Origin of the sequence: Burkholderia mycopellens, from assembly GCF_964265025.1 — a bacterium.
In the GTDB taxonomy this organism is placed as follows: domain Bacteria; phylum Pseudomonadota; class Gammaproteobacteria; order Burkholderiales; family Burkholderiaceae; genus Burkholderia.
Genome location: NZ_OZ183802.1, coordinates 1,238,518 through 1,253,684, shown reverse-complemented (window position 1 = coordinate 1,253,684; position 15,167 = coordinate 1,238,518). Strand labels below are relative to the sequence as shown.

Below are 15,167 nucleotides of genomic sequence, written 5' to 3'. Positions count from 1 at the left end.
CCGATACGAACCGGCCGGGCCGGGTCAGGCATGACGCGCGACGCGCGGCAGCACGTCATCTTCAACGCGCGCCGCCATGCAGCGCGGCAACGCGTGCGGCGACCATGATCGCCTTCATTTCGCGCACCGCGTTGTCCCAGCCCGCGAAAATCGCGTGCGCGACGATCGCGTGGCCGATGTTCAGTTCGACGATGCCGTCGATCGCGGCAATCTGCTGCACGTTCGTGTAGTGCAGCCCGTGCCCGGCATTGACCTTCAGACCGAGTTGCGCGCCGGCCTGAACGCCCGCGACGATGCGCTCGTATTCGCGCTGCTGGTCGGCTTCGTCGTGCGCTTCGGCGTAACGTCCCGTATGCAGCTCGATCACCGGCGCGCCCGCTTCGTGCGCGGCACGGATCTGCGTCTCGTCCGGGTCGATGAACAGCGATACACGCACCCCCACGTCGGCAAGCTGCTTGCATGCCGCACGTACGGCCTCGAAGTGGCCGGCGACATCGAGACCGCCTTCGGTCGTCAGTTCCTCGCGCTTCTCGGGTACGAGGCACGCGTCGTGCGGGCGCACTTCGCATGCGATATCGAGCATCTCGGCCGTCACCGCGCATTCGAGGTTCATGCGCGTCTTCAGCAGCGGGCGCAGCTTGCGCACGTCCGCATCGACGATGTGGCGGCGATCCTCGCGCAGGTGCAGCGTGATCGCATCCGCACCCGCTTCTTCTGCGGCGAGCGCCGCGCGGATCGGATCGGGATAGGTCGTGCCGCGCGCATTGCGCAGCGTCGCGACGTGGTCGATGTTCACGCCGAGGTCGATGGCGGTGGGCGTTGTCAGGAAGAAGCTCATAGGTTCTGCAGGTCGATCAGGATCTGACGCGTGGCAAGCGGCGTACCGCCGAGATAAGTGTTCAGCAGGAAGCGCATCAGCGTCTTGCTTTGCGCAACCGTCTGGGCTCGATGGTAATCGTCCTGCTCCATATCGAGCAACGTCTGCCCGGAAATGACCGGCCAGTGCGATGGGACTTCATCGTCCGCATTGCGCACGCCGCGCTCGGGATCGAACACGTAACGACGGTCAGGCTCGACCGCGCGGCGCGCGACCGTGCGGTTCAGCGCCATCGCGTAGCCGGTCTCGCGCAGCAGCACGCGCTCGAACGAGCGCAGCACCTGCACCGCGGGCTCGCCGTGCGCGAGGCGCGTGAGGGTCAGCACGTAATGATTGAAGAGCGGCGGCTGAGGATCTTCGCGCGCGCAGAATTTCACGAGCAGTTCGTTCGCGTAGAAACCGCACAGCAAACCGTCGCCGCCGAGCGGCAGCATCCCGCCGACCCACTCGGCGCCCGTCAGCGTGCGCACTTCGGATTTGCCGGACCAGGACAGCAGCAGCGGCTGGAAGGTCTGCAGTACGCCGCGCAGCGCGGAGTGCGGGCGCTTCGCGCCCTTCGCGACGAGCGCGAGCCGGCCATGATCACGCGTCAGCACGTCGATGATCAGGCTCGTTTCCCGATACGGGTAACTGTGCAGCACGTACGCCGGCTGCTCGGCGACACGGAAATCGGACGTGCGAGACGTCGCGCGCCGCGCCTTGCGCGGCGGTTCAGGCGGCGCCGGCAGCGGCGCGTCGTTCGCGCCGGCCGTCACCGCGTCTTCAGTCGACGTCAGCGCGTCATTCGTACCCATAGGCGCGCAGCCCCGCCTCGTTGTCGGCCCAGCCGCTCTTCACCTTCACGAAGGTCTCGAGGTACACGGGGCCGTCGAACAGCTTCTCCATGTCCATCCGCGCCTCGGTGCTGATCTGCTTGAGCTTCTCGCCCTTCTTGCCGATCACCATCGCCTTGTGCGAATCGCGCTCGACGAGGATCGTCGCGAAGATACGCTTCAGGCGCCCTTCCTCTTCGAACTTGTCGATCAGCACGGTGCTCGTGTAAGGCAGTTCGTCACCGGTCCAGCGGAACACTTTCTCGCGCAGGATTTCGGCCGCGAGGAAACGCGAGCTGCGGTCGGTCAGCTCGTCCTCGCCGTAGATCGGCTCGCCTTCCGGCAGGTACGGCTTGATCGTGTCCAGCAGGCGCTTGATGTCTTCCGGGCGCTGTGCCGACAGCGGCACGAGCTCGGTGAATTCGCGCAGCGTGCTCATCTGCTGCATGAACGGAAACAGCGTCGCCTTGTCGGTCACGCGGTCGATCTTGTTCGCGATCAGCAGCGTCGGCATGCCGGGCGGGATCAGGTCGAGCACCTTCTGGTCGTCGGGCCCGAAGCGGCCGGCCTCGATCACGAACAGGATCACGTCGACCGACGTGAGCGTCGACGTGACCGCGCGGTTCAGCGAGCGGTTCAGCGCGGTGCTGTGACGGGTCTGGAATCCCGGCGTGTCGACGAACACGAATTGCGCGTCGTCGAACGTATTGATGCCGGTGATGCGGTGGCGGGTCGTCTGCGCCTTGCGCGACGTGATGCTGATCTTCTGGCCGACGAGTGCGTTCATCAACGTCGACTTGCCGACGTTCGGGCGGCCCACGATCGCGATCATGCCGCAACGGAAACCGGTAGGAGCGGGAGTGTTCATATCGTTTGGGAGACAGGTTCGGAAACGGCCGCGCGGCGCGCGGCACGATCGATGGGCAATTCAGTGGTCGGCATCGGCCACGCGCGCCTGCGCGGCGGCAAGGCTCGCGCCGCCCGGCGGCGTCTCGGAATCCGGTGCCGCGGCGTCGCGCGTGCGCGCGGCCGCACGCGAAGCGGGGTCGGTACCGGCAGAAGACTTGTCGGCGGACGACGCTGCCGGATCGGCTGCCTGCCCCGCCGGCTTGTCGGCTGCGCGCGCAGCGGGCACGGCTTCGGCGGGCTTCTCAGCGGTCTTGTCGGCTCGCTCGGCCGGTTTGTCGACTACCTTGTCGGCCGCCGGCTTTGCCGCCCGTTCGCCCTTCTCCGCGGCCGCGTCGACATGCGCCGCGCGAATCGCGGCCATCGGCGCCGCAGCCGGCTCGGTACCGGTCGCAGCGCTTGCCGCGGGCGCCGCACCGGCCGCCCTCGCCTCGCGCGCTGCCGCGCGCTCCTTCCGCTCCGGCGAGCGCAGGTCGAGCGCTTCCTGCACGCCCTTCACGCCCGGCACGATTTCCGGTTCGACATGCTTCGACCCGCGCGCGTTTTTCGAGCGCTTCGGCTTGGCGGCCAGCATCGGTGCGGCCGCCATCACCTCATCGAGTGCCTTCTTCGCGGCGGCCTGCTCGGCCGCGCGCCGGCTCGCACCGGAGCCCGACACCTTCACGTCGAGCTTCGGCACCGTGCATTCGACTTCGAATTGCTGATTGTGCGCCGCACCATGCGTCGCGACCACCGTGTAGGTCGGCAGTGCGATCTTGTGCCCCTGCAGGTACTCCTGCAGCAGCGTCTTCGCATCCTTGCCGAGCGTGCGCGGATCGATGTGGTCGAGAATCGGGATATAGAGGCGCTTGATGACCCCTTGGGCGGCTTCGAAGCCGCCATCGAGGAACACGGCCCCGATGATGGCTTCGAACGCGTCCGCGAGGATCGACGGGCGGCGGAACCCGCCGCTGCGCAGCTCGCCCTCGCCAAGCCGCAGCCCGTCCGAGATATTCAGGGCCTGAGCGATTTCATATAGCGACTGCTGCTTGACGAGGTTGGCGCGTACGCGCGACAGATCGCCTTCGTCCAGCTTGCTGAAACGCTGGAACAAAAGGGCAGCCACCGCGCAATTCAGAACGGAATCGCCGAGAAACTCGAGCCGTTCGTTGTGCGTGGCACTGTGACTACGATGGGTCAAAGCCTGGCGCAACAATTCCGCATTGCGAAATTCGTAGCGCAGCCGGCTTTCCAACTGGGATAGGGGCATGTGCAGGAGTATAACGCGGGCGCCGGTCGGGCCGAAACGGCACGGCCGGACGCGAAAAGGCGTGACGAGGCGGTGTTACCGCCGGTTCTTAAAGTAGTTCGGCAATACGCGACGCGGCCCGTGCGTCGCGTAGTGCGAGTGATTCGAATGCGATCAGTTGAAGGAACCGATGCGCTTCAGGTCGCTGAAGTTCATCCAGATGAAGAACGCGCGGCCGACGATGTTCTGGTCCGGCACGAAACCCCAGTAGCGGCTGTCCGCACTGTTGTCGCGGTTGTCGCCCATCATGAAGTAGTGACCGGGCGGCACCTTGCAGATCACGCCGCGGCTGTTGTACGTGCAGTTGTCGCGAAACGGATAGTCGTATGCGCCCATCACGAACGGCGGCACGGCCGGGTTGTTGAGGATTGCGTTCTTCTTGTTGCCGATCGTTTCCTCGAACTGCTTCGCGTAATTCTGGCGCTCGTCGTCGAAGAAATCGGGTAGCGGCGTTTCGGGCACCGGCTGGCCGTTGATCGTGAGCTGCTTGTCCTGGTACGCGACGGTATCGCCCGGCAGGCCGATCACGCGCTTGATGTAGTCGACCGACTCGTCCTTCGGATAGCGGAACACGACGACGTCGCCGCGCGACAGCGGGCTGCCCTGCGTGATCTTCGTGTTCGTGACCGGCAGGCGCAGCCCGTATTCGAACTTGTTGACGAGGATGAAATCGCCAACGAGCAGCGTCGGCACCATCGAGCCCGACGGAATCTTGAACGGCTCGACGACGAACGAACGCACGACGAACACCGCCAGGATCACCGGGAAGAAGCTCGCCGTGTACTCGAGCCACCACGGCTGGCGCAGCTTCTCGTCGCGCAGCTTCGAACGCGTCTGCACCGCATTTTCGTCCGCGAAACGCTTGTCGATGCGCGACTGCTGGCGATCGAACTCCTCGATCGCCGAGTCGGCCGCCTTGCGTCGCCGCGGCAGGAACACCAGCTTGTCCAGCACCCACGCTACGCCCGTCAAGATGACGAGCACAAAAAGAATCAGCGCAAAATTCATAAAAGGATCAGTCCTGTTATTTGTCTTCGACGCGCAAGATCGCAAGGAACGCTTCCTGCGGGATCTCGACCGAACCCACCTGCTTCATCCGCTTCTTGCCTTCCTTCTGCTTCTCGAGCAGCTTCTTCTTTCGCGTGATGTCGCCGCCGTAGCACTTCGCGAGCACGTTCTTGCGCAGCGCCTTGATGTTCTCGCGCGCAACGATGTGCGCACCGATCGCGGCCTGGATCGCCACGTCGTACATCTGGCGCGGGATGATCTCGCGCATCTTCGCCGCAACTTCGCGGCCGCGATATTGCGACTGCGAACGGTGCACGATGATCGACAGCGCATCGACCTTGTCGCCGTTGATCAGCATGTCGACCTTCACGACGTCCGACGAACGGTATTCCTTGAACTCGTAGTCCATCGACGCATAGCCGCGCGACACCGACTTCAGGCGATCGAAGAAGTCGAGCACGATCTCGGCCATCGGGATCTCGTACGTGAGCTGCACCTGGCGGCCGTGATACTGCATGTTGATCTGCGAGCCGCGCTTCTGCTCGCACAGCGTGATCACCGAGCCCACGTAATCCTGCGGCATGTACAGGTTCACGGTGACGATCGGCTCGCGGACTTCGGCGATGCGGCCCGGCTCCGGCATCTTCGCCGGGTTCTCGACCATGATCGTCGATCCGTCGCTCTGCACGACCTCGTAGACGACCGTCGGTGCGGTCGTGATGAGATCCATGTCGAACTCGCGTTCGAGCCGCTCCTGCACGATTTCCATGTGCAGCAGCCCGAGGAAGCCGCAGCGGAAACCGAACCCGAGCGCCTGCGACACTTCCGGCTCGTACTGCAGCGATGCGTCGTTCAGCTTCAGCTTCTCGAGCGATTCGCGCAGCGCGTCGTACTGGTTCGCTTCGACCGGATACAGCCCCGCGAACACCTGCGGCTTCACTTCCTTGAAGCCCGGCAGCGGCTCGGTGGCGGCCTTGGTCACGTGCGTGACGGTATCGCCGACCTTCGCGGCCGTCAGTTCCTTGATGCCCGCGATGATGAAGCCCACCTGCCCCGCCGACAGCGAATCGAGATTGCGCGACTTCGGCGTGAACACGCCGACGTGCTCGACCGGATACTGCGCGCCGGTCGCCATCATCTTGATCTTGTCCTTCGGGCGCAGCGTGCCGTTGACGATGCGCACCAGCATCACGACGCCGACGTAGTTGTCGAACCACGAATCGATGATGAGCGCCTGCAGCGGCGCGGCTGGGTCGCCCTTCGGCGGCGGCACCTTTGCGATCAGCGCTTCGAGCACGTCCTCGACGCCGAGGCCCGTCTTCGCGCTGCAACGGGTTGCGTCGGTCGCATCGATGCCGATCACGTCCTCGATCTCCTCGATCGCGTTCTCGGGGTTCGCGGCCGGCAGGTCGATCTTGTTCAGCACGGGAACGACCTCGACGCCGAGCTCGATCGCCGTATAGCAGTTTGCGACCGTCTGCGCCTCGACGCCCTGGCTCGCATCGACGACCAGCAGCGCGCCTTCGCACGCGGACAGCGAACGGCTGACTTCGTACGAGAAGTCGACGTGCCCCGGCGTGTCGATCAGGTTCAGGTTGTAGACCTTGCCGTCGCGCGCGCGATAGGACAGCGCGGCTGTCTGCGCCTTGATCGTGATGCCGCGCTCGCGCTCGATATCCATCGAATCGAGCACCTGCGCTTCCATTTCACGGTCGGCGAGGCCGCCGCATACCTGGATGATGCGATCCGCGAGCGTCGACTTGCCATGGTCGATGTGCGCGATGATCGAGAAATTGCGAATATGATCCATTCAGTGCCGATCAAGCGAAAAAGGCGCGCTCGACGACTGCGGAGCACGCCTTGTGTAAGTCGGTGAAAAAGCAGCTTATTTTAGCCGAAAAGGCCTTCAGCCGGGCGGTATTTCCAACGCCGGGCCGCGCGGTGTCCCGCCGGGGGCACCCGCCGGGTCAAGTCCGGTACGAAGCGACGCCCGCCAGCGGCAGGTCAGGCTCGGCGCCGGGCCGTCAGCACGTCGCGCACCCGCGCGTCGTCGAACCGGTGGCGACACACCTCCGCCCCGTCCAGCAGCAGCACGGGCACATCCTCGTCGTAGCGGGCCACAAGTGTCGCATCGGTGTCGATGTCGATGTAATCGACCTCGACACCGAATTCGGCCGCCACCGGCGCCAGCGCGGCGCGCATGTCGTCGCACAGGTGGCACCAGCCGCGACCGTAGAGCGTGAACATCGGCGCGTTACTTCTGGCGCGGCCGCACGGGCACGAATTGCGTGTTGTCGCCGCGTCGAACGAGCACCGCGACCGCCTTCTGCGGATCGAGCTGCGCGGTCACGTCGGCGAACTGCTTTGCGTTCGTGATGTCGGTGTCGCCGACGCGCAGCACGATGTCACCGCGCTGCAGGCCCGCCCGGGCGGCCGGGCCGTCGACGCCGTCGACCTGCACGCCGTTCTTCAGCTTCAGCGTCTTCATCTGCTCCGCCGTCAGGTCACTGACCGTCAGACCGAGCGAATTGGCCTGGCGCGGCTTCTGCGGCGCGTTCTTGCGCTGCTCGGCCTTTGCCGTCGTTTCAGCCGGCGTCTCCGCGATCGTGATCGGCAGATCGCGTGCCTGACCCTTGCGCCATACGCTGACGGTCGCCTTCGTGCCGGGCTTCGTGTCGCCGACCATGCGCGGCAGGTCCGACGCCGTATCGACCGAACGGCCATTGAACTTCAGGATGATGTCGCCCGGCTGGATGCCGGCCTTATCGGCCGGGCCGCCCGGCTCGACGCTGCTGACGAGCGCGCCCTCGGCCTTCGGCAACCCGATCGAGTCGGCCACGTCCTTCGTCACCTCGCCGATCGCCACCGCGATCCGGCCGCGCGTGACCTTGCCCGTCGCCTTCAGCTGGTCGGCCACGCGCATCGCCTCGTCGATCGGAATCGCGAACGAGATGCCCATGAAGCCGCCGGTACGGCTGTAGATCTGCGAGTTGATCCCGATCACCTCGCCCTGCATGTTGATCAGCGGGCCGCCCGAGTTGCCCGGGTTCACGGCGACGTCCGTCTGGATGAAAGGCAGGTAGTCGCCCGTATTGCGGCTCTTCGAGCTGACGATGCCGGCGGTCACCGTGTTGTCGAGGCCGAACGGCGAACCGATCGCGACGACCCACTCGCCGACGCGCACCTTGGTCGAATCGCCGATCGCGACGACCGGCAGGTTCGACGCCTGGATCTTGACGACCGCGACGTCGGTACGATCGTCGACACCGATCAGCTTCGCCTTGAATTCGCGCTTGTCGGTCAGCGTCACGTAGATGGTGTCCGCATCGTCGACGACGTGCGCATTGGTCATTACGTAACCGTCGGCAGACACGATGAAACCCGAGCCGACACCGCGATTCTGTTCGGTATCGGGCGGATTGTCCGGCGTCGGCGCGTTCTTCGGATTGCCGCCGCCATTGCCGCTACCGTTGCCGGGCGCCTGCGGCAGCGGAATGCCGAAGAAGCGCCGGAAGAATTCCGACATGTCGCCGTTGTCGAAGCCCGGCGGGAGCATCCCGCGCGGGCCGCTGCTCGTCGGCACGTTGGCGGTGGTCCGGATGTTCACGACAGCCGGCCCGACTTTTTCGACCAGATCGGCGAAGTCGGGCAGGCTGGCAGCGGGAGCCGTCACCGCGAATGCGGTATGCGGCACGAGCGGCAGGCAGGCAGACAGCGCCGCCGCCGCGAGCCATTTGCGCAGCGTGAATTTAATCATGTCGGAAGCCGTAGCGTTACTTGGAAGCCTTGTATTCTATGGCAGACGCGAACTGCTGCAACGTAGCCGGCGGCACTTCGCCGAGCACGGTGATCCAGTAGTCGCCGCGGCGCTTCACGAGAACGTTCGTTGCACCGGTGCTGCCCGCGCCTTCCTTGCGCATATTCTTTTCGGCCGGCTCGATGAAAACCGAGATCGTCGCGAGACCGTCGGTGAAGACGGCCTGATCGACCGGGATCGGCGGCTCACCCGCGTCACGCGCAGCCATCGGCCGGCGCACTTCACGAATCTTCTGGAAACCGGCCACGCTCGGTGCGAGCTGCCAGCCCTGCGCTTCCATGTCGACCGTCGCGACCGGCGGGCGTACGATCGTCCAGCCGTTCAGGTTGCGCATGCCGGCCGCGATCGCGGCCCTGTCGCCGCTGGCGCCGCCCGTCTGCAGTTGCGAGAACGCGATCTGCTCGAGCACGTGATCGTTCGCATCGAGCGTCTGCGAGCGCAGCAGCAACCCCGTGCGCGCGTCGGCCCACAGCTTGTACGTGAAGCGGTACGCATCCTTCGGCACGAGCTCGACGACCTGCGCGTCGATCCCCGCCACGCGATCCTTGCCGAGCAACTTCGCGTCGTAGACGGACATCACGTGCTCACCGCTCGCGCCGAGCAGCGCGGGGAACGAGTCGCGCGTCTGACGGCGCTCGACGACGCACAGCTTGCGCTCGGGCACGAACGTGTACAGCTCGTCGTTATGGCGCAGCAGCTTGCGCGGCTTTCCGTCGAGCGTCTCGATGCGCTCGAACTCGCCGTCGCGGGACGCAACGTGCGCGATGCGCGATGACTGCACATACCCACCGCGCTGATAGACGAACGTGCCTTCGTAGCTCTGCTGCTGCGCCGCTTGCTGGACGCGGTCGAGCCAGTCGGCGGCACCCTTGCGGGTCGCGACGGGATCGTCCGGTTGCTGGGCGCTGGCAGGAAGGGATTGAACGGACAACAGGGCGGCTGCACAAAGCAGGAGGGCCGGCAGCCGCTTCCATCCGGAGATGGCGTGATTCAACTGCAATGTCCGCATCGGGTTTATTGGCCTGGCGTGGTGGTCACGGCAGCGCGGATCAGCGGCATCGAACCCGTGACGACGGGCTGCTGCGCGAATTGCTGGTGCGCTTCGAGGTATTGGTCGAGGCTGGCATCGCGGATGATGTTCACGTCCTGCAGGCCCGGCTGGGCCGATGCCTGCGCAACCGTCACGCGTTGCAGGTTGCCGCCTTGCGGCGCACCGGCCGACGCGACCTGGACGGCGCCCGGAGCACCGGCCGTCTGCATTTGGGGGACGACGATCCACGTCAGCGTGGCCGCCGCAGCAGCGATCGCGAACGCGGGCACGACACGCCGGCGCAGCGACAGCAGCTTGCGTGCGACGGGTGCGGCCGCCGGCGCAAGCAGGTGCGGCTCGCTTTCGAGCGCAGCCGACATGCGCGCGGTGAACGCAACGCTCAGCGCAGGCGACAGCGCGAGCTCGTCCGAGCGCAGCGCATCGCCGATCAGGTGGTAATGGGCCCACGCAGCGCGATCCGCGCGGTTGAGCTCAGCCAGAAACTGCCCGTTGTCCGGGCCATCGAACATTTCGCCGTCGACCAGCGCGGAAAGGCGCTCGCCGCGCGAGCACGCTTGCGACTGCGTATTGACCGACCCCATGATGCTCCCCATCTTGCACACCCCGTCGTGACTTCACGACTCTATCCGTAACTAGACCCCGACCCGCGTCGCTCCGCCTGTCGCGCTTACCAGCGCTTGCCTTCCGGCGTATCGAGCAGCGGACGCAATTTGGCAGCGATTGCCTCGCGTGCACGGAAGATCCGCGACCGGACCGTCCCGATCGGACAGCCCATCATTTCCGCGATCTCTTCGTAGCTCAGGCCCTCGATCTCGCGCAGCGTAATTGCCTGACGCAGTTCTTCGGGCAGCAGAGCCATTGCAGCGTTGACCGTCTCGGCAATCTGCTTGCTCATCAACATCGATTCAGGCGTGTTGATATCCCTTAGTTGGTCTGCGTCGGAGAAAGTTTCCGCTTCCTCCGCGTCGGCCTCGGTCGAGGTCGGCGCCCGGCGGCCTTGCGTCGCAAGGTAGTTCTTCGCCGTGTTGACGGCAATTCGGTACAACCACGTATAGAACGCCGATTCGCCGCGGAATTGCGGCAGCGCACGATACGCCTTGATGAACGCGTCCTGGGCCACATCCTCGACCTCGGCGGGATCCCGCACGAGGCGCGAGATCAGCCGAATGATCTTGCGGTGGTATTTGGAGACCAGGAGTTCGAACGCTGCCTTGTCGCCCTTCTGTACGCGCTCGACCAGAGCCTGATCGATTTCTTTTTCACTCACCTGACAAATCCGTTAACTAGGGATGCAACGCGGAGCGATATTGTAGCGTTCCCGCGCCGGCCGCTGGTTACGGTCGGTAACCGCGCCGCCGTCACGCCCGCCCCGCCGTTCTCGCCAGCACGGAAAGCGCGCTGAACGATGCGGCGTCGAGCGCATCGGCCGGAATCAGCAGCGGCCGGGCCCGCCGGGCACCCTGCCCGACCGACAGCACCAGCAACAGGCTGCTCCAGTGCGCATGACCCGTCACGCGGCCGCGGGCCAGCAGGCGCCCGGTGCGGCCAAACGCCGCGACTTCCCCGAATGCGTCGATCTGCAACTCGGCCGGCAGCCGGCGGGCACAAGCCCGCGCAGCGCACACGGCCAGCAGCGCGGCCGTCATGGCCGACACGCCTGCGCCGGCGGCAGCGCCCGCGCGCGGCGCCCAGAACAGGTAGGCCGACGCGGTAGCTGACGCGACAAACACGGCCAGCACGAGATACAACACGGCCGAGGCCCGCAACGCAAAGCGCTGCGGACGCCCGGCCGGAGCATCGAATGGACTCGTCAAGCGATTGCGGCGTCAGACGCGCTTGAACACCAGCGTGCCGTTGGTACCGCCGAAGCCGAAGTTGTTCTTCACGGCGACGTCGATCTTCATGTCACGCGCGGTGTTCGCGCAGTAATCGAGATCGCACTCCGGGTCCTGGTTGAAGATGTTGATGGTCGGCGGCGACACGTTGTTGTGCAGCGCCAGCACCGTGAACACCGATTCGAGGCCGCCCGCGCCGCCCAGCAGGTGGCCCGTCATCGACTTCGTCGAGTTCACGACGATCTTGTACGCATGCTCGCCGAAGGCCGCCTTCACCGCGTCGGACTCATTCTTGTCGCCCAGCGGCGTCGACGTGCCGTGCGCGTTCAGGTACTGGACCTCGTCCGCGTTCACGCCGGCGTCGCGCAGTGCCGCGACCATGCAGCGGCGCGGGCCGTCCATGTTCGGCGCGGTCATGTGGTACGCGTCCCCCGTCATGCCGAAGCCCGAGACTTCCGCGTAGATCTTCGCACCGCGTGCCTTCGCCGCTTCGTACTCCTCGAGCACCATCACGCCGGCACCCTCGCCCAGCACGAAGCCGTCGCGGTCCTTGTCCCACGGACGGGATGCGCTGGCCGGATCGTCGTTGCGGGTCGACAGCGCACGCGCTGCCGCGAAACCGCCGATGCCGAGCGGCGACACCGTCGATTCAGCGCCACCCGCGACCATCACGTCGGCGTCGCCTGCCTGGATCAGGCGCGCGGCGAGGCCGATGCTGTGCAGGCCGGTCGTACAGGCCGTCACGGCCGCGAGGTTCGGTCCCTTCAGGCCGAACATGATGCTCAGGTGACCCGAGATCATGTTGATGATCGAACCCGGCACGAAGAACGGCGAAATCCGGCGCGCGCCGCGATCGACGTAGGTCTGGTGCGTATCTTCGATCATCGGCAGGCCGCCGATGCCGGAACCGACCAGCACGCCGATGCGTTCCGCATTGGCTTCGGTCACTTCCAGCCCGCTGTCCTTGACGGCCTGGATGCCGGCGGCAATGCCGTAATGGATGAACGTATCCATGTTCCGGGCTTCCTTCGCCGGGATGTACTCCTCGGCGACGAAACCCTTCACTTCGCCAGCGAAGTGGACGGCAAGGTTCGACGGATCGAACTTCGTGACGGTGGCAATACCGGACTTGCCGGCGACGAGATTGGCCCAGCCGTCGGCAACATTATTGCCAACAGGCGAAATCAGCCCCAGGCCTGTAACAACAACACGACGGCGGCTCACGGTAACCTCTTTTCCATTATTGGATGACAAAAACAAAAGCCACAGTGGCCACAGGAACCAGCCCTGCGAGCCCTGTGGCTGTTAGTCCGTCCGGCGCGAAGCCGGCAGGATGGCGCGTCAATCGCGAAGATCGCGGCGACGTGGCGGACAAGCGCGAAAGGCGCTCGTTACGCCTTGACGTTTGCGCGAGCGTAGTCGATTGCTTGCTGAACGGTCGTGATCTTCTCTGCTTCTTCGTCCGGGATTTCCATGCCGAACTCGTCTTCCAGAGCCATCACCAGTTCGACCGTGTCGAGCGAGTCGGCACCCAGATCGTTCACGAACGAAGCTTCGTTCTTGATCTCGGCTTCCGCGACGCCCAGTTGTTCAGCGACGATCTTCTTGACACGTTGTTCGATGTTGTCCATTACCCCTCCGAGGGAAAGTTCAGATTTACAAGTGCGCGCATTTTATCAGGTTTGCTGACGCGAAAACGCGCGTTGGCTTGATGGTCGATCAAGCGCCGATCCGCTTGAAAAACGGGATACGGCGCGGATGGTAAACGAAAATCGTTACGACATGTACATGCCGCCGTTCACGTGCAGCGTCGTACCGGTGATGTAACCGGCTTGCGGCGATGCGAGGAACGCGACGGCATGGGCGATGTCTTCCGGGCTGCCGAGGCGGCCGAGCGGAATCTGGGTCTTGAGCGCGGCCTGCTGTTCTTCCGGCAGCGTCTTCGTCATGTCGGTGTCGATGAAGCCCGGCGCCACGCAGTTCACGGTGATGCCGCGGCTGCCGATTTCACGCGCGAGCGCACGCGTCATGCCCGCCACGCCGGCCTTCGCAGCCGCGTAGTTGACCTGACCCGGGTTGCCGGCCGAGCCGACCACCGACGTGATGTTGATGATGCGGCCGCCGCGTGCCTTCATCATCGGGCGCAGCACCGCGCGCGACAGGCGGAACACCGACTTCAGGTTGGTGTCGATCACCGCGTCCCAGTCCTCGTCCTTCATCCGCATCGCGAGCTGGTCCTGCGTGATGCCCGCGTTGTTGACGAGCACGTTCAGCGCGCCGAATTCCTTCACGGTCGCGTCGATCAGCGCCTCGGCGGCTGCCGCGTCGTTGACGTTCAGCACCGCACCGCGGCCCGTGACGCCCGCTTCCGCGAACGCGGCCGTGATCGCAGCGGCGCCCGACTCGCTCGTCGCCGTGCCGATCACCGTCGCGCCCAGGCGCGCGAGTTCGAGCGCGATCGAACGGCCGATGCCGCGCGACGCGCCGGTGACGATCGCAACCTGTTTATCGAGAGTCTTGTCCATGAATCGAATATCCGTCTCTTGAGAAATGGCGCCGCGTCAGGCGGTCACCAGCTTGAGCGCTTCGTCGAGCGAAGCCGGATCGAATACCGACGCGCCCGTCAGGTTGCCGTCGATGCGCTTCGTCAGGCCCGCGAGCACCTTGCCCGGACCGCACTCGATCACATGCGTGACGCCCGTGCCGGCGATGTGCCGCACGCACTCGACCCAGCGCACCGGGCCCGCGGCCTGGCGCACCAGCGCATCCTTGATCGCAGCCGGATCGCTGACCACGGCGACGTCGATGTTGTTGACGACCGGAATCTGCGGCGCCTTGACGTCGACGTTCGCGAGATAGTCGCGCAGCTGGTCCGACGCCGGCTTGAGCAGCGACGAATGGAACGGCGCCGACACCGGCAGCGGCAGTGCGCGCTTCGCGCCCTTCGCCTTCGCGATCTCGCAGGCCTTTTCGACCGCGGCCTTGTTGCCTGCGATAACGACCTGTGCGGGGGCATTGAAGTTCACCGCTTCGACGACGCCCGCTTCCGCGGCTTCGGCGCAGACCGCGCGCACCGTGTCGTCATCGAGACCCAGAATCGCGGCCATGCCGCCCTGGCCGACCGGCACGGCCGTCTGCATCGCCTGCGCGCGGAAGCGCACGAGCGGCACGGCGTCCTTGAACGCGAGCGCGCCCGCAGCGACGAGCGCCGTGTATTCACCGAGGCTGTGGCCGGCGACGATCGCCGGCGCCGGGCCCCCTGCCTGCTGCCACGCGCGATAGCACGCATAGGCCGCGGTCAGCATCACGGGCTGCGTGTTGGTGGTGAGGTTCAGTTCTTCGGCCGGGCCTTCGGCGATCAGCTTGCCGAGATCCTGATTGAGTGCATCGGACGCTTCCTGGAGTGTCTCGCGCACGACGGCCTGATCGGCGAATGCGTTGAGCATGCCGACCGCCTGCGAGCCCTGCCCCGGAAAAACGAATGCAAATTTCATATCGTCCCCAATTGAATCGATTCGGACGGCGCGCACGAATGGCGCGCCGATGGGATCCGCGCGCAGCAGTCGCGCGCCG

16 protein-coding genes are annotated in these 15,167 nt (G+C 65.4%); all 16 read right to left on the bottom strand.

Translation table 11 applies throughout. The features are described from left to right. Positions 1-61 precede the first annotated feature (61 nt). On the bottom strand, positions 62-838 hold the full coding sequence (pdxJ, locus tag ACPTTC_RS05920; protein ID WP_423391828.1) for a pyridoxine 5'-phosphate synthase: 777 nt from the start codon (positions 836-838) through the stop codon (positions 62-64). After that, positions 835-1,671, bottom strand: coding sequence for a DNA repair protein RecO (gene recO, locus ACPTTC_RS05915; protein ID WP_011351416.1), 837 nt, complete (start codon positions 1,669-1,671; stop codon positions 835-837). The genes pdxJ and recO overlap by 4 nt, the downstream gene beginning before the upstream one ends. Continuing rightward, positions 1,658-2,557, bottom strand: coding sequence for a GTPase Era (era, locus tag ACPTTC_RS05910; RefSeq protein WP_069256156.1), 900 nt, complete (start codon positions 2,555-2,557; stop codon positions 1,658-1,660). The genes recO and era overlap by 14 nt, the downstream gene beginning before the upstream one ends. 60 nt (positions 2,558-2,617) lie before the next feature. Beyond that, the gene (rnc, locus tag ACPTTC_RS05905; RefSeq protein ID WP_423391827.1) at positions 2,618-3,844 is read right to left on the bottom strand and encodes a ribonuclease III; all 1,227 of its coding nucleotides are present in this window, start codon (positions 3,842-3,844) and stop codon (positions 2,618-2,620) included. 153 nt (positions 3,845-3,997) lie between these two features. Next, on the bottom strand, positions 3,998-4,891 hold the full coding sequence (gene lepB, locus ACPTTC_RS05900; RefSeq protein WP_174392455.1) for a signal peptidase I: 894 nt from the start codon (positions 4,889-4,891) through the stop codon (positions 3,998-4,000). Between the two features lie 16 nt (positions 4,892-4,907). Beyond that, positions 4,908-6,701: a translation elongation factor 4 gene (gene lepA, locus ACPTTC_RS05895; protein ID WP_175967240.1), complete on the bottom strand. Its 1,794-nt coding sequence runs from the start codon at positions 6,699-6,701 to the stop codon at positions 4,908-4,910. 194 nt (positions 6,702-6,895) lie between these two features. Then, positions 6,896-7,138: a glutaredoxin family protein gene (locus ACPTTC_RS05890; RefSeq protein WP_423391826.1), complete on the bottom strand. Its 243-nt coding sequence runs from the start codon at positions 7,136-7,138 to the stop codon at positions 6,896-6,898. Between the two features lie 7 nt (positions 7,139-7,145). Next, positions 7,146-8,648 carry a DegQ family serine endoprotease gene (locus ACPTTC_RS05885; RefSeq protein ID WP_226195681.1) on the bottom strand — a complete coding sequence of 501 codons (1,503 nt, stop codon included), beginning with the start codon at positions 8,646-8,648 and terminating at the stop codon, positions 7,146-7,148. A 16-nt stretch (positions 8,649-8,664) separates the two neighbouring features. Then, entirely contained in the window at positions 8,665-9,717 is a 1,053-nt protein-coding gene (locus ACPTTC_RS05880) for a MucB/RseB C-terminal domain-containing protein (RefSeq protein WP_423391825.1), read from the bottom strand. 5 nt (positions 9,718-9,722) lie between these two features. Then, positions 9,723-10,340: a sigma-E factor negative regulatory protein gene (locus ACPTTC_RS05875; RefSeq protein ID WP_175951721.1), complete on the bottom strand. Its 618-nt coding sequence runs from the start codon at positions 10,338-10,340 to the stop codon at positions 9,723-9,725. A gap of 86 nt (positions 10,341-10,426) precedes the next feature. Continuing rightward, the gene (gene rpoE / locus ACPTTC_RS05870) at positions 10,427-11,026 is read right to left on the bottom strand and encodes an RNA polymerase sigma factor RpoE (RefSeq protein ID WP_006490873.1); all 600 of its coding nucleotides are present in this window, start codon (positions 11,024-11,026) and stop codon (positions 10,427-10,429) included. A gap of 91 nt (positions 11,027-11,117) precedes the next feature. After that, positions 11,118-11,573 carry a hypothetical protein gene (locus ACPTTC_RS05865; RefSeq protein WP_226195679.1) on the bottom strand — a complete coding sequence of 152 codons (456 nt, stop codon included), beginning with the start codon at positions 11,571-11,573 and terminating at the stop codon, positions 11,118-11,120. 12 nt (positions 11,574-11,585) lie between these two features. After that, a complete protein-coding gene (gene fabF / locus ACPTTC_RS05860) occupies positions 11,586-12,818 on the bottom strand; it encodes a beta-ketoacyl-ACP synthase II (RefSeq protein ID WP_175951719.1) in 1,233 nt (410 codons plus the stop codon). Between the two features lie 167 nt (positions 12,819-12,985). Then, positions 12,986-13,225 (bottom strand): acyl carrier protein, encoded by a 240-nt coding sequence (gene acpP, locus ACPTTC_RS05855; RefSeq protein WP_004197638.1) that lies wholly within the window; start codon positions 13,223-13,225, stop codon positions 12,986-12,988. Between the two features lie 144 nt (positions 13,226-13,369). Further along, positions 13,370-14,119 (bottom strand): 3-oxoacyl-ACP reductase FabG, encoded by a 750-nt coding sequence (gene fabG, locus ACPTTC_RS05850; RefSeq protein ID WP_006476504.1) that lies wholly within the window; start codon positions 14,117-14,119, stop codon positions 13,370-13,372. A 36-nt stretch (positions 14,120-14,155) separates the two neighbouring features. Beyond that, a complete protein-coding gene (gene fabD / locus ACPTTC_RS05845) occupies positions 14,156-15,088 on the bottom strand; it encodes an ACP S-malonyltransferase (RefSeq protein ID WP_423391824.1) in 933 nt (310 codons plus the stop codon). Positions 15,089-15,167 lie beyond the last annotated feature (79 nt).